Origin of the sequence: Ardenticatena maritima (assembly GCF_001306175.1) — a bacterium.
Classification (GTDB): Bacteria; Chloroflexota; Anaerolineae; order Ardenticatenales; family Ardenticatenaceae; genus Ardenticatena; species Ardenticatena maritima.
On record NZ_LGKN01000009.1, the window covers coordinates 94,842 to 112,116 of the forward strand.

General features: G+C 58.4%; 19 protein-coding genes. 6 read left to right on the forward strand and 13 right to left on the reverse strand.

Translation table 11 applies throughout. From position 1 onward, the window contains the following. Window positions 1-161: 161 nt before the first annotated feature. Together SE16_RS13305 and SE16_RS13310 are read right to left on the reverse strand one after the other, a co-directional pair. Window positions 162-1,526, reverse strand: coding sequence for a cytochrome P450 (locus tag SE16_RS13305; protein ID WP_054492905.1), 1,365 nt, complete (start codon window positions 1,524-1,526; stop codon window positions 162-164). Beyond that, the gene (locus tag SE16_RS13310; RefSeq protein WP_054492906.1) at window positions 1,523-2,617 is read right to left on the reverse strand and encodes a sulfotransferase family protein; all 1,095 of its coding nucleotides are present in this window, start codon (window positions 2,615-2,617) and stop codon (window positions 1,523-1,525) included. Before SE16_RS13310 ends, SE16_RS13305 begins: the two co-directional genes overlap by 4 nt. A 138-nt stretch (window positions 2,618-2,755) precedes the next feature. Here SE16_RS13310 and SE16_RS13315 point away from each other — a divergent pair, with 138 nt between their 5' ends. The 5 genes from SE16_RS13315 to paaD are packed head-to-tail and all read left to right on the forward strand — an operon-like array spanning window position 2,756 to window position 6,067. Next, on the forward strand, window positions 2,756-3,355 hold the full coding sequence (locus SE16_RS13315; protein WP_054492907.1) for a TetR/AcrR family transcriptional regulator: 600 nt from the start codon (window positions 2,756-2,758) through the stop codon (window positions 3,353-3,355). A gap of 21 nt (window positions 3,356-3,376) precedes the next feature. Beyond that, window positions 3,377-4,366, forward strand: a complete 990-nt coding sequence (gene paaA / locus SE16_RS13320; RefSeq protein WP_054492908.1) for a 1,2-phenylacetyl-CoA epoxidase subunit PaaA — start codon at window positions 3,377-3,379, stop codon at window positions 4,364-4,366. Window positions 4,367-4,380: 14 nt separating this feature from the next. Further along, complete coding sequence (paaB, locus tag SE16_RS13325) at window positions 4,381-4,764, forward strand: 1,2-phenylacetyl-CoA epoxidase subunit B (protein ID WP_235472358.1); 384 nt, start codon at window positions 4,381-4,383, stop codon at window positions 4,762-4,764. Continuing rightward, the gene (gene paaC / locus SE16_RS13330; RefSeq protein ID WP_200907257.1) at window positions 4,757-5,551 is read left to right on the forward strand and encodes a 1,2-phenylacetyl-CoA epoxidase subunit PaaC; all 795 of its coding nucleotides are present in this window, start codon (window positions 4,757-4,759) and stop codon (window positions 5,549-5,551) included. Before paaB ends, paaC begins: the two co-directional genes overlap by 8 nt. A gap of 39 nt (window positions 5,552-5,590) precedes the next feature. Beyond that, on the forward strand, window positions 5,591-6,067 hold the full coding sequence (gene paaD, locus SE16_RS13335) for a 1,2-phenylacetyl-CoA epoxidase subunit PaaD (RefSeq protein ID WP_054492910.1): 477 nt from the start codon (window positions 5,591-5,593) through the stop codon (window positions 6,065-6,067). 186 nt (window positions 6,068-6,253) lie between these two features. Here the strand turns inward: paaD and SE16_RS13340 are convergent, their stop codons facing one another. The 10 genes from SE16_RS13340 to SE16_RS13385 all read right to left on the reverse strand — a co-directional run bounded on the left by SE16_RS13340 (window position 6,254) and on the right by SE16_RS13385 (window position 16,182). Beyond that, entirely contained in the window at window positions 6,254-7,087 is an 834-nt protein-coding gene (locus SE16_RS13340; protein ID WP_060687723.1) for a class I SAM-dependent methyltransferase, read from the reverse strand. 101 nt (window positions 7,088-7,188) lie between these two features. Then, the gene (locus SE16_RS13345) at window positions 7,189-7,641 is read right to left on the reverse strand and encodes a hypothetical protein (protein ID WP_054492079.1); all 453 of its coding nucleotides are present in this window, start codon (window positions 7,639-7,641) and stop codon (window positions 7,189-7,191) included. A 19-nt stretch (window positions 7,642-7,660) separates the two neighbouring features. Next, a complete protein-coding gene (coaD, locus tag SE16_RS13350; protein WP_054492080.1) occupies window positions 7,661-8,191 on the reverse strand; it encodes a pantetheine-phosphate adenylyltransferase in 531 nt (176 codons plus the stop codon). Then, entirely contained in the window at window positions 8,188-8,793 is a 606-nt protein-coding gene (rsmD, locus tag SE16_RS13355; protein ID WP_054492081.1) for a 16S rRNA (guanine(966)-N(2))-methyltransferase RsmD, read from the reverse strand. Before rsmD ends, coaD begins: the two co-directional genes overlap by 4 nt. 11 nt (window positions 8,794-8,804) lie before the next feature. Then, complete coding sequence (recG, locus tag SE16_RS13360) at window positions 8,805-11,354, reverse strand: ATP-dependent DNA helicase RecG (RefSeq protein ID WP_082373992.1); 2,550 nt, start codon at window positions 11,352-11,354, stop codon at window positions 8,805-8,807. Window positions 11,355-11,375: 21 nt separating this feature from the next. Continuing rightward, complete coding sequence (locus tag SE16_RS13365; protein ID WP_054492083.1) at window positions 11,376-12,230, reverse strand: DegV family protein; 855 nt, start codon at window positions 12,228-12,230, stop codon at window positions 11,376-11,378. Window positions 12,231-12,235: 5 nt separating this feature from the next. After that, window positions 12,236-13,078, reverse strand: a complete 843-nt coding sequence (locus SE16_RS13370) for a DegV family protein (protein WP_054492084.1) — start codon at window positions 13,076-13,078, stop codon at window positions 12,236-12,238. A 27-nt stretch (window positions 13,079-13,105) separates the two neighbouring features. After that, window positions 13,106-13,996 carry a DegV family protein gene (locus SE16_RS13375; protein ID WP_054492085.1) on the reverse strand — a complete coding sequence of 297 codons (891 nt, stop codon included), beginning with the start codon at window positions 13,994-13,996 and terminating at the stop codon, window positions 13,106-13,108. Between the two features lie 88 nt (window positions 13,997-14,084). Continuing rightward, the gene (locus SE16_RS13380) at window positions 14,085-15,782 is read right to left on the reverse strand and encodes a DAK2 domain-containing protein (protein WP_054492086.1); all 1,698 of its coding nucleotides are present in this window, start codon (window positions 15,780-15,782) and stop codon (window positions 14,085-14,087) included. Window positions 15,783-15,801: 19 nt separating this feature from the next. Further along, window positions 15,802-16,182, reverse strand: coding sequence for an Asp23/Gls24 family envelope stress response protein (locus SE16_RS13385; protein ID WP_054492087.1), 381 nt, complete (start codon window positions 16,180-16,182; stop codon window positions 15,802-15,804). 120 nt (window positions 16,183-16,302) lie between these two features. On the opposite strand from SE16_RS13385, the gene rpmB reads away from it, so the two are divergent. Beyond that, on the forward strand, window positions 16,303-16,497 hold the full coding sequence (gene rpmB, locus SE16_RS16640) for a 50S ribosomal protein L28 (RefSeq protein WP_054492088.1): 195 nt from the start codon (window positions 16,303-16,305) through the stop codon (window positions 16,495-16,497). Window positions 16,498-16,583: 86 nt separating this feature from the next. Here rpmB and rpe read toward each other — a convergent pair whose 3' ends face one another. Next, window positions 16,584-17,267 (reverse strand): ribulose-phosphate 3-epimerase, encoded by a 684-nt coding sequence (rpe, locus tag SE16_RS13395; protein WP_054492089.1) that lies wholly within the window; start codon window positions 17,265-17,267, stop codon window positions 16,584-16,586. Between the last annotated feature and the right edge of the window lie 8 nt (window positions 17,268-17,275).

Genomic DNA, 17,275 nt, shown 5'->3' on the forward strand with positions numbered 1-17,275 from the left:
ACAACAGAGGAGAGTGCCAAGCATTTTTATTTTAAAACCCTCAAAAACTATATTCCATTTCTTGAAATGTTCAAATAGGAACAAACGCCAATACCCGGCAGACTTTTGACACCACACAGCAAGCGGGGCGACGCACGGTTGCGGTACGTCGCCCTTGCGGCTTACGCCTTGATATCCAGCACACGCATTTTGAAATCGAAGCCGGGGGTTGGAAGCGGCGAAAACTTCATGCGCACCGTGGTATCGGGTGGGTCGAGCGCCAGTTGCGCCGTATGCAAAATGGTGGCAACAGTAATCATCAGCTGCGCTTCGGCAATGCCCGCCCCCAAACAGGTGTGCGGTCCCAGTGTGAAGGGGGCGAAAACGCCCGGTTGGCGATGCTCAGCGCGTTCAGGCGTGTAGCGGTCAATGTCGAACGTGTCCGGGTTCGGGAAGTATTCTTCCAGCATGTGCGGCAACGCATTCGCCACCAGAATATCCACCCCTTTGGGAATTTCGTAGCCGGCAAATTCAAATGTTTGCGCCACCACACGTGGCGTAATGGGCGCAACGGGAAACATGCGCAAGACTTCCAGCACAAAGCCGTAAAGCGCTTGTGCGTTTTTGAGCGTCTGGCGGTCAATCGTCTCCGGCGGCTGAGCCAATAAGGCTTCCGCATCCGCCAGCACTCGCTCCAACACCCCCGGAAACTTGTGCGCCGCGTAGAGCGCAAATGTCATCGTGCCGGCTACGGTGTCCATCCCCGCAAAATAGACGCTCACAATCGAAGCCTGCAACGCTTCTTCAGGCACGGGGTTGCCATGCTCATCACGAAACGCAAGCAAATCCGCCACCAAACGGCTCGAAGGCGCTTCTCCCCGCGCCACACGCGCCCGCTCCAATTCCAGCAATTTCGCCCCCAGACGCTGCACACGTTGTTTGGCGAAGAGATACCGCGGCCATTTCGTCAAAAACGACGGCGCCAGCGGAATAGTCGAGGTGCGAATCGCCATGTTGAGGTAATACCGGATATCCTCGAAAAATTCGGGGGGCGGTGGATACCCCAGGATGATTTCGCCCAACTGCGCCGTGATAATGCGTTGCATCTCGTGCATGACGGTGATACGACTACCGGGCTGCCATTCACGCACAAAGCGGCGTGTGATTTCAATCGCGCGCGGTATCTCCTGCTCATACACCCGCCGATTGTAGCCGGGGCTCAACAAGCGGCGCAGGGTGCGGTGCCATTCGCCATCCTGCGCAATCAAGAAGTAATCAGCATGCCCCAACTGTTCCCCCAAGGGGTAGAGGTTGCGACTACTCAAAACGGTGCCATCGGCACGCGCCAGAAACTGATTGGCTTCAACACCTGCTAAAACCCAGTATTCTTTTGTGAACAATTTCACTCGAAAAACAGGCCCGAATGCACGATACTGTGTGCGCAGAAAACCAAGCACATCGCCCAAGAAGGCAAAGGCGTTGCCCGCCACAGGAACGCCCGGCACACGTGGAACATCACGCGCAGCAGGAGTAGTTGTTGTATTCATGCGCTCACTCCTTCTGCTTGATAGCCCCAGCGGTCGAGCAAAAAGCCAAGGTGGCTTTCAACCAGGGTGCGGTCGCGCTCGCTGGGGGTGAATTGATTGGTTCGGTAATCGCCCAATTGGCGCAAGTAGGCTTCCCACTTCGGCACAACCGGTGTGGGGTCAAGTCCCAGGTGTGTGTAGATGGCGCGCAATGTTGGGATTGGTTCCGCCACCAGCCGCTCATACGGTACTTCGATGACGCGCGCGGGGTCAATCATGGGCATATCGCGATACCAGCGCTGCATCACCTGGGCGTAGGATTCCAGAATATGGCGTTCTATATCTTCATCGCTCACACGGTGCCACCAGGCCGGCGGCATGATTTTGCGGAACATGTGCCGCATCGAGCGAAACACGCGGTGCGGATTACGGTAAATGTGAATGAAGCGCGCCTGCGGGAACAGACGGAGCAAGTGCCCCGCACGCCCGGTATGCGTGGGTGCTTTCAACACGAGCGGTTTGCCGCCGTGCAGGTATGTGGCGGTTTTGAGCACGTACAACCAGGCTTCGCGCCATTCGTTGTACTCATGCAATGGTATCTCATCCAGCAATGTGTATTTGCGGAACAGACGCCCACTCCACCGTGGCACAACAAGCTGGTAAATGACGCTATGCACACTCACATTCGCCAACGCCACTTCATCTTCCTGCGGCGCATCCAGCCGCACGGCGACGTTGTCCATGGGGCGCGTTGCCGGCAACAGGCGCGGCAACAAGCGCTCAAAAGCGGGTCCCGCGGTGTTGATGAAGGTGGGAATGAGGGCTTGCAAGGTCGAAACGTAGCCGTAGCGTGGGTCGAGCGCCAGCAAGTTGTGCAGGTGGGTGGTGCCACTCCGCGCCTGCCCCACAATGAAAATCGGTTCGGGGTGAATGTCCGTGGCAAGGATGCGCGGCGCGTAACGCTGGCGTTCCCAAAGACGCAAAGGTTCGGTCAGCGCCGAAACGGCGAGCGATTGGGCGACACGCGGCCAATACCGTTTTTCGATGGTTGGCGATTGCTGCAAAAGCCGCACCCAATTTGCCAGGCGATTGAAGATGAGTGGCGAAGTCATATACACGCCTCAACCGGTTGATGGATTTGAGCAAGTTGTTGCTTCTGGATATACTGTTTCCTAACAAGTGTTTGTTAGGAAATGAGGAAGTATGAGCAGAAAACTTTTTTAAGAAACAGCAACGCAGGAGAGTATACAATGCCTTACGGAGAACGCAAAACCCAAATTATTGAGACAGCCGCACAATTATTCAGCGAACGAGGCTATCATGCCACCTCGGTTCGGGATATTGCCGCGGCGCTGGATTTGCAAGGCGGGAGTCTCTACGCGCACATTCAAAGCAAAGAAGAAGTGCTCTGGTTGATTGTGGAGCGTGCCGCGGAGCAGTTTTTTGAGGCGGTGCGCCCCTTAGCCGAAAGCGACCTGCCCCCCGATGAAAAATTGCGCCGCGCCGTACACGCCCATATCCGCGTCATCACCGACGACCTCGCCGCCGCCACGGTCTATTTCCACGAATGGCGCTTTCTGGAAGAAGAGCACCGCAACACGTTCCTGGAACAACGCCGCGAATATGAGCACCTCTGGCGGGAGATGGTGCGCGAAGGGATGGAGAAGGGCGTTCTGCGCAATGACGAAGACCCCAAGTACATGGCGATTCTGATTCTGTCCGCGATGAACTGGCTCTACCACTGGTATCGCCCGGACGGTCCGCTGTCCCCGGACGAAATCGCCGAGCGGTTCTGGCGTATGCTTCTCGAAGGCTTGCAAGCGCCTGTGTTTGAAGTCCCAACAGCATAAATGCGAAGGAGGGAGAGTGCCATGAGTAGCCCGCAAACCGACCCGCGCTATGAAGAAAAGTTAGCCGAATTTGAAGCCCGTATCGCCCGTGGCGAGAAAATCGAGCCGGACGACTGGATGCCCGATGAGTATCGCCGCCAGCTGATTCGCCTCATTCAGCAACACGCCAACAGTGAAGTGATTGGCGCCCTGCCTGAAGGGACGTGGATTCCATACGCCCCCACGTTCAAGCGCAAGAAGGCGCTGGTGGCGAAGGTGCAGGACGAAGTGGGGCATGGGCTGATGCTCTACCGCGCCGCTGAAACGCTGGGCAAGCCGCGCGAAGAGATGATCGAGGAGATGCTCTCAGGCAAGTCCAAGTGGTCGCTGGTGTTTGCCTATCCCGCCGAAACGTGGGCGGACGTGGCGATCATCGCCTGGTTGATTGACGGCGGGGCGATTGTCAATCAGACCATCATGGCAACGGGCTCATATGCGCCCTACTGCCGCGCCCTGAAACGCATCATCTACGAAGAATCATTCCACCTGAAACATGGGTTCGACATGGTGGTGACGCTCGCCGAGGGCACGAAACGCCAGCGCGATATGCTCCAAGACGCGCTCAACCGCTGGTGGGAACCCATCATCATGTTCTTCGGGCCGCCCGATACGCTCTCGAAGCATACACCCGTGTTGAAACGCTGGGGCGTCAAGCCGAAGACGAACGACGAGCAACGCCAGATCTTCTTGCGCAAGTTTGTGCCCCAAATCCTCGACCTGGGGCTCACCATTCCCGACCCCAATCTGCGCTACGATGAAGAAAACGACCGCTGGCTCTACACCGAACCGGACTGGGACAAGTTCTTTGACATCATCCGCGGCAATGGGCCGATGAGCAAGGAACGCCTGGCGGTACGCCGCCTGGCGCACGAAGAGGGGCGCTGGGTGCGCGAGGCGCTGGAAGCAACAGGCATCGCCCGCCAATTGCGCGAGGCGGCTGTTGCCGCGCCTTCATCGAGTGTGGTGGCGTAAGAAAGGAGTGAACCATGTCGCCCAAAACCTGGCACTTCAACCCATACCATCAACGCATTGACGAAGCCATGCAGTTGATGGACAAACCGCCCCACGCCGATACGGAGTGGATTTTGTTCGAGGTATTTGTGCGTGAAAAACGGGGCGAGCACCCCGTCCATGTGGGTGCACTCCACGCCCCCGACCCCGAAATGGCGATTATCCTCGCCAAAGAGCAGTATCTGCGCCGTGGTGAAGCCGTGCAGTTGTGGGTTGTGCCTTCAGCCTGCATCACCGCAACGCCCATCGAAGAAGCGGACATTTTCACGCACACGACCGACAAGAGCTACCGCGAAGCCTACGGCTACCGCGTCGCCGAACGTGTGCGCCAATTGCGCGGGGAGGAGAAAGATGAATGAGATGACACCGGCTTACAAAGCCGCACTCATCGAGTATCTCTACATGCTGGCAGATGATGAGCTCTTGCTGGGGCATCGCGCCTCAGAATGGACGGGCATTGGTCCCATTTTGGAAGCTGATATTGCCCTGTCGAGTATCGCCCAGGATGAGATGGGGCACGCCGAGGTGCTCTACGGGTTGCTGGAAGCGTTGGGCGAAGGTCATCCCGATGAGCTGGCGTTTGCGCGCGACCTGCCGTATTGGCGCAACGCCATTTTCAGCGAACTTCCCCGCGGCGATTGGGGGTTCACCATTGTGCGCCACTACTTGCACGACGTTGCCGAACAGGTGCGCTGGCAAGCGCTCGCCGCGTCGTCATACGCGCCGCTGGCGCAGGTGGCGCGCAAGTTGCTGGTGGAAGAAAAGTACCACCTGGTGCACAGCCAAACGTGGGTGCGGAAACTGGGGAACGCCACAGAGGAAAGCCATCGCCGCATGCAAGCCGCACTCGACCGCGCCTTTCCCTACGCGCTGGGGCTGTTTGAACCGACCGAACTGGAAGCGGTGCGCGTGAGCGAGGGGATTGCCCCCGCCGAAGCAGACCTGCAACAACAATGGTTGAACGAAGTCGTGCCTTTCCTGCAACAAGCGGGGTTGCACGTGCCCGCCGAAGAGACCGCCGAGGGCTGGCGTCCCACTGTCGAACCAGTGTACGGGGGGCGGCAAGGCACGCACACGGAATACATGGAACAGCTGCTGGACGCGATGCAGTTTGTCTATCGGCTGGAACCGGGGGCGAAATGGTAAGCCCCCATGCACGGTTGAGCCGCTCAAAAGGAGTTGCGCATGATCAATGAAGAGATGGTGTGGCAAGCCCTGAATGAGGTCAAAGACCCCGAAATTCCCGTGGTCTCCGTGGTGGAAATGGGACTTATCAACAGCGTGGAAATAGAGGGCAACCATGTGGTGGTCAATATGACGCCCACGTTTGCCGGGTGTCCGGCACTGCACATCATGCGTGACGAGATTTGCGCACGCCTGGCGGAACTGGGCGCGGAAGCCACCGTCAACTTTGTGTTTGATCCGCCATGGACATCGGACCGCATTCAGGAGAGTGCGCGCGAAAAGATGAAGACGATTGGACTGGCGCCGCCGGCGCGCCATGGCGGGCTGATAGAGGTGGACATGCTTGGGGTTGTTGCCTGCCCCTACTGCGGCTCGGACAACACCAATATGGAAAGCCCCTTCGGGACGACCATTTGCCGCGCCATTTACTACTGCCACAATTGCAAGCAATCGTTCGAGAAGTTCAAGGCGTTATAACGCTATCGCCAGCACCACGCCGCAAACAAAAAGCCCCCTATGGGGGCTTTTGCTTTTCTCCTGCTCTTCAATGCCACACCCGTATCCCCTGCGGATCGAATACGGCTGAAAGCATTCATGCCAAGCGCTATAAGCAAGTAATGTATAATGGTTTGAGTATCCCCCCGCACGGTGGCGCTCATGCGCCTATGGCTTGCACGCCCAGCCAATCACCGCATCCATCGGCAACACCAGCGTCCCATCACGGGCGCAATAGGTGCGCGCCTTTGCGCAGGCACACGCGCGCACTGCCGCATATTCGCGCGGCGTCAGTTGGTTCAGCAAGAGCGCCAGCCGCCCACTGTACGCGGTTTGCGTTTCCCAAAACGCTTCCACCGACGCAAACCGTCGCGGCAAGGGGATGTGCTCTTCCCCCAACGGCACAAACCCCGCCCGCCGAAACGCACCTGCCAACGCCCCCGGCGCACCAAACGAAAACCAAAGCGGTCCCTCATCGCGCAGCAGGTGTGGGGCTATCTGCTCGATACATTCCACGATGATACCCAACGGGCGCACACGTTCACGCGCCCCCCACACACTGACAACCACCCGCCCGCCGGGGCGCAGCAGGTCATACCAGGCGCGCAAAGCGCGGTCGGGGTGGGGGAAGTGGATCAGTCCAAAGCGGCACAAGAGCGCGTCGGCAGAGGCGGGGGGCAAGGCGGGTGCTTCGGCATCCATGACAGCGCAGGCGATGTTGTCAAGCGCGTGGTGGTCGGCTTGCTCGGCGGCGACCTGCACCATACCTTCGGCAATATCCGCGGCAATCACCAGCCCATCGGGACGCACGCGGCGCGCCATTTCAAGCGCCGTCCAGCCCGGACCGCACGCCATATCCACCACTACCTGTCCGGGGCGCACGTGCAAATGGGGAAACATGCGCTCGCTGACGGGGCGCAAGCCATCGCCCCGTGCCAGCCAAATGCGCGCACGTTCCGAATAGGCGGCGGCTTCATCTTGCTTGAATGTGGACGCTCCCATACGGCTTCCCTCTCGTTCTGAACGGTTTTCGCAGACAAAAACAAAAACTGTCAGGCTCGGCGAACCTGACAGTTGGGCACGCAATACTCACAAAGGACAATTCAGTGGTGTTTTTCTTGCAATTGCGCCAAACCGTTCTGCACCTGGCGGGAAAAACGTTGCAGATAAGCATCCAAATCCTGCAACACACTAACGGCGTACTCGTCCGCTCCCCGTTTGATGTCTTCGGCTTCGGCGCGCGCCGCCGCCAAAATCTGCTCGGCTTGCGCCTGCGCCTGGCGCACAATCTCTTCCTCCGCGACCAGTTGTTGTGCTTTCAAGCGGGCTTCGGCAATAATGCGCTCCGCCTCTTTGCGGGCTTCTTCCAAAACGCGGTCGCGTTCTTGCATCAGCCGCTGGGCTTCGTGCAGTTCGCGGGGAATCGAAACGCGCATTTTGTCGAGAATGTTGAGAAACTCATCCTCGTCAATTACCGCGTTCGTGGTAAACGGCACACGGTAGCCCCGCTCCAACAATGCTTCCAACTGGTCAACCAGGTACATGATGTCCGCCATGGCGGCTTCCTCCCCAACCTCAGGTGTTGCGAATCGAAACGACTTCGACGGAGTCATCGCCGTTATCCCCCAGCTCGCGAATGCGCGCATACAAACGCTCGGCAACATGGGGCGGCACAAACTCGCTCACATCGCCACCCAGCAACGCCACTTCTTTGACAATGCCACTGCTCAGGTAGGTGTGTTCGATATTGGTCATCAGACACACAAAATCAATGTCCGGTGCAAGTTGGCGGTTCATGAGCGCCATTTGAAACTCATGTTCAAAGTCGCTCACCACGCGCAAGCCCCGCACAATCGCATGTGCGCCAATCTGGCGCGCAAACTCCACCGTGAGGCCATCATACGCCACGACGGTGATGTTCGCAACATTTTTGAACGTTTGCTGCGCCATATCCACCCGCTCTTCGGCGCTGAACAACACCTTGCGGTTGGGGCGCGCATAGACGCCAACCACCACCTCGTCAAAGAGTTTGGCGGCGCGCATGGCAATGTCAATCTGCCCGTTGGTGATGGGGTCGAACGCCCCCGGATAGAAAACTTTGGTCACGGCTCGTGTTCCTCCTCTTCCGCACGCTGATCGTTCTCATCACGGGCTTCATAAATGGCAACCCGCGTGCGCCCATACTGGCGGTCGCGTAGCATGTGCAGGCGCCCCACGTGTTCGGGCAAATGCCCCAACTCACGCGGGTATTCCACCAGCACAATGGTACCCGGCTTGACAAACGGCGACACCGCCACCGCCGGCACCAGCCAGTTGTAATCCACTTCCTGGTAAGGGGGGGTGACGCTGATGAGGTCGAAAGGCTCGCTCGTTCCGAGTAAATGCGGTTTGGTGAGCACGTCCTCCACATTGCGGCGGTGCACCTGCGCCTGCTTGTCGAACCCCAGCGCCCGCAAATTCTGCCAGATAACCGCCACAGCGCGCGGGTCGCGTTCCACGAAATGGGCTTCCTCCATGCCGCGGCTCAGCGCTTCCATGCCCACAGCGCCCGTCCCCGAATAGAGGTCCAGCACGCGCCCATGCAAGGCGTCGAGATGCGTCAACATGCTGAAAACGGCTTCGCGCACGCGGTCCATCATGGGGCGCACATCCAACCCTTTGGGTGAAACCAGTTTGCGCCCTTTGGCGGTGCCTCCGATAATGCGCATGGTTCGCCCCCTCAACTCAGGTCGCCCTGAGCGTTCGCCCAGAAGCGTTCCATGTGTTTGCGCAACAAGGCGTGTTGCGGCGCGTCCAACGTGGGGTCGCGTTCGAGGATGGCTTGCGCCGCACGGCGCGCCAGGTCCAACGTGCGCGAATCGCCCAGGCGCGCCACGCGCAAATCGGGTAAGCCGCTCTGGCGTGTGCCGAAAAACTCACCGGGACCGCGCATTTTCAGGTCTTCCTCCGCCAGGCGGAAGCCGTCGTTCGTTTCAGCCATAATGCGCAACCGCGCTTCACCTTCAGCGGAGAGGTTTTCTTCGGCAACCAGGATACAATAACTCTGGTACTGCCCACGCCCGACACGCCCGCGGAATTGGTGCAACTGCGCCAGCCCAAAACGGTTGGCGCTTTCAATGAGCATGACGGTCGCGTTGGGCACGTCAATCCCCACTTCCACAACAGCCGTAGAAACGAGAATGTGAATCTCGCCGGCGTAGAACGCCCGCATGACCGCATCTTTTTCTTCGGCGCTCATGCGTCCGTGCAACAATCCCAACCGAAACTCAGGGAACACCTCGCGGCTAAGGCGGGCATGTTCTTCCACCGCCGCACGGGCTTCGATTTTCTCGCTTTCTTCCACCAGCGGGCAAATGATGAACGCCTGGCGGCCTTCGTTCACCTGTTTGCGGATAAACGTGTACGCCCGCTCGCGCTCGCTGGCACGAATAACGTAGGTTTTGATGGGCTGGCGTCCCTTGGGCAATTCATCAATGATGCTCAAATCAAGATCGCCGTAGATGGTCAACGCGAGACTGCGCGGAATGGGCGTGGCGCTCATCACAAGCATGTGCGGGTTATATCCTTTTTCGCGCAAGGTTGCCCGCTGGCGCACGCCAAAGCGGTGCTGTTCGTCCACAATCGCCAAGCCCAGGCGGTGAAAGTGCACATCGTCCTGAATGAGCGCATGCGTCCCCACAACGACATCCACCGCGCCGCTCGCCAGGTCTTCCAACACAGCGGCGCGTTCACCCGCCGAAAGGCTGCCGGTGAGCAACGCTACACGAATGGGACGCCCATCAGCCAGCAAAGGCGTTTCGGGGTTGAGCAATTTTTCAAGCGAGCGTGCATGTTGTTCGGCAAGGATTTCGGTCGGCGCCATAAGCGCCCCTTGAAACCCGTTCGCCACAGCGTTGAGGAGCGCCGCAGCCGCCACAACCGTTTTGCCGGCGCCGACATCACCTTGCAACAGGCGGCTCATTGCCGACGGTTGCGCCATATCGTCCAGAATTTCGCGCAAAGCGCGCTGCTGCGCCCCCGTCATCTCGAACGGGAGCGACGCCTGAAAACGCGCCAGCGCGGCTTCATCGGTGGGAATGGGAACACCCTGCACACTCTTCCATGCTGCGCGCTGTTGCAACACCCCCAATTGGATGATGAGGAGTTCATCGAACGCCAGGCGGCGGCGGCCTTCTTCAATGTCGCTCTGCGTCTTGGGGGCGTGTACCTGGCGCAAGGCTTTGTGGAGCGTCGGCAGGTTGAACTGCTGACGCACCCACGCCGGCACGGGGTCGGGCAGGTGCGGCAGGAAAGCGTCCAACGTTTGGCGAATCGTCGCACGCAGCCATTTGATGGGCACGCCCTGCGTGAGCGGATAGACGGGCACAATGCCGCCCGTGTGCAGTTGCTCGCTGTCCAGCGGCTCCCATTCGGGGCTTTCCATGACAAGGCGTCCCATGTATTGCCCCACACGTCCACTCAGGCGCACCGCACGGCCGGCGCGCAATTGGCGCGCCAGGTGGGGTTGGTTGAACCACGTCGCCTGAATGACGCCGGTGCCATCGCTAATCAGCGAGGTGATGATGAGCGTCCCGCGCCGTTTGCCTTGGCGCGTTTGGGTCTGTTCCACCGTGCCGGTGATGGTCGCTACATCGCCGTACATGAGTTCGCTGATGGTTTTGAGGCGGCTGAAATCATCGTAGCGGTGTGGCAAATGGTAGAGCAGGTCGCGCACGGTGTGGATGCCCAAACGCTGCAAATGTTTCGCCCATTTTGCCCCCACACGTGGCGCAGCGGTCACCGGTTCGTCAAAGCGGGCATCCGCCGCAAGTAAAGCGTCCGCGTCCACGGCGGTGGTTGCGGGCGCAGGCGCGGGTTTGGCTTTGGGGGCTGCCGAGGCAGCCGGCTTGGGCGCTTTCTGTTCAGGCGAAGGCGCAGACGGCGGCGGAGACGGCTCGGCAGGAGTTGGTTTGGTATGCGTTTCTTCGGTACGCGGTTGAGGTGGAGCGTCTTTCCGAGTGGAAGGCACCGGCGGCGCGGGGTATCCCAAACGGGTCAACACATCAGCGACCACGCGCGCCCGGTCCTCAGGAGAGAGCGCGCTGTAACTCCGAAGCGCCGTCACAATCTCATCCACACGCAACACGTCCTCGCCGCGCGCCGTTGCATGCGCTTCCTGAAACCAAAACGTCAAGAAACTATCAATGCCACCAATCACGGCGCTATTGGTATAGCCCCGCTGGACTTCCAATTGGAGAATTTTCACCAATTTGTCGTAAAGGTTTTTCATAGGTGTCGTCATCGTTTTCCGTCACTTCTCATCATCGTCTGATGGCATGGGCAGAAAAGCAACCCCCACCGCACCAGGGCCCGCATGAGCCCCAAGCACCGCCCCCGCTGTGGTCTGTACATATTCAGTATCGGGCGAGATGTGCGATTGCACGCACTGCGCCAGTTGGTCCGCCAAATCGGGGGCGTCGGTATGCAAAACCGCCACGCCAAAGTGGGGGCTTGATTCCGCCACCGCGGCGCACAGCCATTCTACAGCCTTGCGGCGGCTGCGCGTCCGCGCCATGAGTGTGACTTCGTTTTGCGCCACGCGCAAGATGGGTTTGATATTGAGCACACCCGCTACAAACTCGGCCAAGCGCCCCACGCGCCCACCACGCCGGGCAAATTCGAGCGTATCCAGCATGGCGAGGAGGGCGGCGCGGTCGGCCAGCGCTTGCACCTCTTGCGCCAGCGCATCCAGCGCGACGCCCTGACGGGCGCGGCGAGCGGCGTAAATCGCCAGCCAGCCCAGCGCCATCGAAGCGGTGCCGCTATCCACAAAGGCGGTGGGAATGGGGAGTTCGCGGGCATACAATTGGGAGGCGCTCAACAGCCCACTGAACCCGCTCCCGATATGCACAGCCAGAATGCCGTCTGCGCCGCGTGCAAGGGCTTCTTGATACACAGCCGCAAAATCATCACCGCGCGGGAGCGATGTCTTCGGGAGAAATGCACCTTCCCGTAAGATACGAAAGAGGTGGTCACTTGTCAGTTCCACCCCTTCCCGATACGACTGCTCGCCGACAATCACCTGTGCCGGAACAACCAGCAATCCCTCACGGTCGGCAATCTCCGGCGGAATATCGGCTGTGCTGTCTGTGAGCACCTGAATCATGGGCGTTATTTCGCCACCACAGCGCAGATACCGACGGCGCCCGGACCAACGTGGCCACCCATTGCCACGCCGGTTTGCGCAATCAAAATGTTCTGGCGCGGGTGGACGTCGGCCAGCATATCAGCCAGTTTTTCAGCCATTTCAGGCGCATGCGTATGCATCACGGCAATATCCTCAAAGGGCGCCAGCTCGCGCGCCATCGCGGCGAGACGTTCCAGAGCACGCCCACGTGTGCGCACTTTTTCCAGCGGCACCACCTTGCCGTCTTCAATCGCGAGAATAGGCTTCACATCCAGCACCGTTCCCAAAAACGCTTCGGCGGAACCAATACGCCCACCGTAGCGCACGTATTCCAGCGTTTCCAGGAAGCTGGGAATGCGCAAGCGCGGCAACATATCCAGGATAATTTCAACGATTTCATCGCGGTCGTCACCACGCATGGCGGCTTCGGCTGCGGCGATACACACCCACCCCAAGCACATCGACACGTTGCGCGAGTCAATCACCGTAATGCGGTCGGGCGCCAGTTCCTGCGCCGCCAACCGCGCGTTGTTGTAGGTGGTGCTAAACGCCGCCGAGACGTGAATGGAGATGATGTCGTCACCTTCATCAAGGATTTCCTGGTACACTTTCATGAAGTCGGCGGGAGAAGGCGCCGACGTTTTCGGCAGGTTGGGGGCTTCGGCTTCCATGCGCCGATAAAATTCCTCATGCGTAATGTCAATACCTTCGCGATAGGTATCTTCCCCGAAATGAATGTAGAGCGGTACAACCGTGATATCGAGTGCATCGGCGACGGGTTGCGGCAAATCCGCCGAGCTGTCGGTGACGATACGAATGTTGCTCATCCTTTAATCCCCCTTGACTCAAATTGATTACACATCCCACGGGTTGTCGGTCAACCCTTCGGAAACCATCACGCCCAGCGCGTCTGGCCCCACATGCACAGCCAAAACCGGCCCGTACTCGCGCACATCAAGCGAGACATCCGGGCGCTGATTGCGAATCAGCGTAATCAGGTGTTCGATTTCGTTTGGGTCGCCATGGTGGTGCAGGATGGTAATGTGTTCGATATACCCAAACTCGGCGACAAACTCCGCCAACTTTTCAATGGCTTTCTCGCGCGTGCGCACTTTTTCAAGCGGCTCAATTTGCCCTTCTTCAATCATCAGGATGGGCTTGATGTTGAGCATCGTCCCCAACAAGACCTGCGCAGGCCCGATTTGTCCACCACGTTGCAGAAAGTCCAGCGTTTCGACGAAAAAGACAATGTACACGTGATTGACAAGCCCGCGCAGCATGCGCACGGCCTCTTCAATCGAATAGCCGGCTTGGATCGCCTTGGCGGCCTCTTTCGCAAGCAACCCAAGCCCCACGCTGGTCAACCGCGAGTCCACAATGTGCACATTGGCACGCCCCACCATCTGCAACGCCGCTTGCTGAGCGACTTCGATGGTTTTACTCATCTCGCGCGAAATGTGAAGCGAGATGATATCCACCACCTCGTTCGGGTCGTCGGTCAAAGCATCAACCGCCTGTGTGTACACATCCACAAACTGCTGTACCGTCGGCGGCGACGTGTAGGGCGTCGGCATGGACGGGTCGCGCAGCATGTGAAAGAACGACTCGCGGTCTAAATCAACGCCATCCTGATACACCTTGTCGCCAATGTGAATATTCAACGGGACAACGTGAATCCCAAACTCCGCTTGTTCAGCAGGTGTCAAATCGGCTGTGCTGTCGGTGATAATCGCTATTTTGCTCATAAACCTTCAATCTTCCTTACATCCCTGCAATACTTGCATGATTTTGTCTTCATTGTGTGCTAAACGGCAAAATTGCCAAACGGCTGGCTTATTCCAGCGAGAAAAAGAAGTGGTAATTGGGTTGTCCACCATAGACCACTTCCATCTCCAACTCGGGGAACTCCGCCCGCAATGTTTCAATCACGCGGTGCGCTTCCTCTTCGGACAAATCCGCTCCATAGTAGAAGGTGGCAATCTCAAAGCGTGCAGGGTCGGCGGTTTTGAGCATCGAACGCACCACTTCCGTCAAATCTTTGGCGGCAACCACCAAACGCCCATCCAGAATGCCGATGAAGTCCCCTTCCTGCACTTCAACACCATCAATTTGCGTGGTGCGCACCGCGCGGGTCACTTCCCCACTGACGACATGTTCCGCCGCTTCCTGCATATTTTGCACGTTGCTTTCAACATCGCTCTTGAAATTGAACGCCATCATCGCGGCGATACCTTGCGGCACTGTGCGGGTTGGCACGACATACACCGTTTTCTCGCTCAATTCCGCCGCCTGCTGCGCCGCAAGGATGATATTCTTGTTGTTGGGCAACACAATGACTGTATCGCTTTCCACAGCATTGATGGCTTCCAGCAAATCCTGCGTGCTGGGGTTCATGGTTTGCCCACCAGGAACAATGGCGCTCACATTGAGGCTCTCAAAAACCTCGCGCAAACCATCCCCCGGCACAACCGCCACCGTCGCGATACCGGTTGCCGCTTCCGTACTCACGCGCTTGGTGGGCATAGGGGGCGTAGTCGGCGCATGCTCGGCTTGCTGTTTGAATTGTTCATACTGTAAGTCCATGTTTTCGACCACAATATCATCGAGCATGCCAAGGTTTGCCCCGTATTCCAACGCCGGACCGGGGTTGAGACAGTGCACATGCACCTTGACAACGTTGCTATCGCCGACCACCAGCGCACAATCCCCCATGCTGGTAATCACTTCACGGATGGCATCGACATCCAGGTTCTCACCCCGAATGAGGAACTGGATATCGTAGCCGTAGCGCCCGTCTGCCAGCGGTTCAGGCGGCGCATCCAATTCAGGCAAATGGTCGGGAATAGCGCTCGTTTCAGATGGTTGTTCCACAGGTTCTCCTTTCAAATAGCGCACCATCCCTTCAAAAAGGAAGACCAGCCCTTGCCCACCGCTATCCACAACACCGGCGTCTTTGAGCACTTGCAGCATCTCCGGTGTGCGGCGCAAGGCCTCTTGGGCAGCGTTCAATACATTTTCAAGCAACTGCACAATATCATCGGTCGCTGCGGCGCTCCGTTCGGCTTCCTCAGCCGCTTCACGCGCCACGGTGAGGATCGTCCCTTCGACGGGCTTCATCACGGCGCTGTACGCAGCCTTGCTCGCCATTTGGAAGGCAACGGCAATGTCCGCTGTGGTTGCTGTTTCCTTGCCTTCAAGCCCACGTGCAAACCCGCGCAGCAACTGCGAAAGAATCACCCCAGAATTGCCGCGCGCTCCCAGCAACGCCCCTTGCGCCACCACCTTCGCTACTTCATCCAGGCGCGTCGCCGGGCTCGCTTCCAGTTCCTTGAGCGCACTGCGCATGGTCAGGTTCATATTCGTTCCTGTATCCCCATCGGGAACAGGGAACACATTCAGCGCGTTGACTTTTTCCTTATTGCGGTTGAGCCACGCCGCCGCGGCTTTGACCAATTCACGCAACAAGCCGCCATCCAACACGGTCAAAGATTCATGCACACGCAGGCTCGAAGGAGTTTTGTTGTCAGCCACCGTTTCCGATCCTCCTCAATTATTCAGTCGCCTCAACCGGCCGCACTGATTGAATATGGACATTGATTTGTTTGACCGGTATCCCCACGGTATTTTCAACCGCAAAGCGCACGTTTTCCTTGATATTATTCGCTACTTCGGACAAGCGGAGACCATACGCAAGAACGACGTAAACGTCAACTATCACCCCGTCATCAAGGCTGTGGACAATCACGCCGCGCTTGGAATGATCGCGGCTCAGCATCTCCACCAATCCATCGCGCAGGCTGGGAAGCGCCATGCCCACCACGCCATAGGTTTGCAACACAGCCCGCGACGCCACACCGGCAATAGCAGTTGGCGAGATCGTGATGGTTCCCAGGTCGGTCTGGATTTGGATGGTATTCGCTTCTTTTGTCATTTGCCGCCACATGTCCTTTATGATATAGTTTGTTGGCAGCCCCGTGGTCTTGCCTCGGGGCGTTTGTCTGTCATCGGCGAGCCGTCTGGCTCAAAACTAAGTAGCAAAGAGGTGATACCAATGGCCAAATGCGAAGTTTGTGGAAAGGGTCCGGCGACTGGCCACAACGTCAGTCACGCGCACAATCGCACCAAGCGTCTGTTTGCTCCGAACATTCAGCAGAAGCGCGTGTTCATCAACGGGAAGTTTCAACGTGTGAAAATTTGCACGCGCTGCTTGCGCACGCTGACGCGCAAAGGTTCGATTTCGGCGTAAGTCGCCCGAACGCTGAGAACGGCTCCCGCACGGGGGCCGTTTTTCTTTGCTCCACTTCCGGCTTGTCAAGGTACATCCCCAATTCGTCATGAGACGCGCGCCAAGGCGTCTTCAGCACGTTGGCGCAGATGCTGAATGGCACCGGCGACGCCAAGCGGCGACGCATACACCGCCGAACCGGCAACAAGCCAGCGCGCGCCGGCTTCCACCACGCGCGGCGCAGTTTCGGCGTTGATGCCGCCGTCCACTTCAATGGGCACATCCGAGCGCCCCAGCGCGTCCAGCATGGTACGCAATCGGCGAATTTTTGGCAACATCGTTTCGATAAAGGCTTGCCCGCCAAACCCCGGATTGACGGTCATCACCAGCACCAGGTCCACATCAGGCAAAATGTATTCGACGGCTTCGGGGGGCGTTGCCGGATTGAGCGCCACGCCCGCCTTGATGCCCCGTTGGCGAATGTGCTGGATTGTCCGATGCAGATGCCGGTCGGCTTCGACGTGGACGGTGAGGATATCAGCCCCCGCCTCAATGAAAGCGTCCACATAGCGCGCCGGCTCTTCAATCATCAGGTGCACATCCAAAGGCAAGCGGATGCGCTGACGCAACGCTGCCACAACCGGAATGCCGACTGTGATATTGGGCACGAAATGCCCATCCATCACATCAATCTGGATAGCATCCGCACCGCCGCTTTCGGCGGCTTGGGCGGCTTCTCCCAACGCTGTGAAATCAGCGCTCAAGATTGAGGGAACAATCCAAATGCTCATGCGCCATC

Coding starts and splice junctions, on each gene's coding strand:
- SE16_RS13340 (WP_060687723.1), bottom strand. CDS start 7,087: ATGGGAGCGTCCACATTCAAGCAAGATGAAGCCGCCGCCTATTCGGAA.
- paaA (WP_054492908.1), top strand. CDS start 3,377: ATGAGTAGCCCGCAAACCGACCCGCGCTATGAAGAAAAGTTAGCCGAA.
- SE16_RS13375 (WP_054492085.1), bottom strand. CDS start 13,996: ATGAGCAAAATAGCGATTATCACCGACAGCACAGCCGATTTGACACCT.
- SE16_RS13315 (WP_054492907.1), top strand. CDS start 2,756: ATGCCTTACGGAGAACGCAAAACCCAAATTATTGAGACAGCCGCACAA.
- recG (WP_082373992.1), bottom strand. CDS start 11,354: ATGAAAAACCTTTACGACAAATTGGTGAAAATTCTCCAATTGGAAGTC.
- SE16_RS13365 (WP_054492083.1), bottom strand. CDS start 12,230: ATGATTCAGGTGCTCACAGACAGCACAGCCGATATTCCGCCGGAGATT.
- SE16_RS13310 (WP_054492906.1), bottom strand. CDS start 2,617: ATGACTTCGCCACTCATCTTCAATCGCCTGGCAAATTGGGTGCGGCTT.
- rpmB (WP_054492088.1), top strand. CDS start 16,303: ATGGCCAAATGCGAAGTTTGTGGAAAGGGTCCGGCGACTGGCCACAAC.
- SE16_RS13345 (WP_054492079.1), bottom strand. CDS start 7,641: ATGGCGGACATCATGTACCTGGTTGACCAGTTGGAAGCATTGTTGGAG.
- SE16_RS13305 (WP_054492905.1), bottom strand. CDS start 1,526: ATGAATACAACAACTACTCCTGCTGCGCGTGATGTTCCACGTGTGCCG.
- paaB (WP_235472358.1), top strand. CDS start 4,381: ATGTCGCCCAAAACCTGGCACTTCAACCCATACCATCAACGCATTGAC.
- paaC (WP_200907257.1), top strand. CDS start 4,757: ATGAATGAGATGACACCGGCTTACAAAGCCGCACTCATCGAGTATCTC.
- paaD (WP_054492910.1), top strand. CDS start 5,591: ATGATCAATGAAGAGATGGTGTGGCAAGCCCTGAATGAGGTCAAAGAC.
- SE16_RS13385 (WP_054492087.1), bottom strand. CDS start 16,182: ATGACAAAAGAAGCGAATACCATCCAAATCCAGACCGACCTGGGAACC.
- rpe (WP_054492089.1), bottom strand. CDS start 17,267: ATGAGCATTTGGATTGTTCCCTCAATCTTGAGCGCTGATTTCACAGCG.
- rsmD (WP_054492081.1), bottom strand. CDS start 8,793: ATGCGCATTATCGGAGGCACCGCCAAAGGGCGCAAACTGGTTTCACCC.
- SE16_RS13370 (WP_054492084.1), bottom strand. CDS start 13,078: ATGAGCAACATTCGTATCGTCACCGACAGCTCGGCGGATTTGCCGCAA.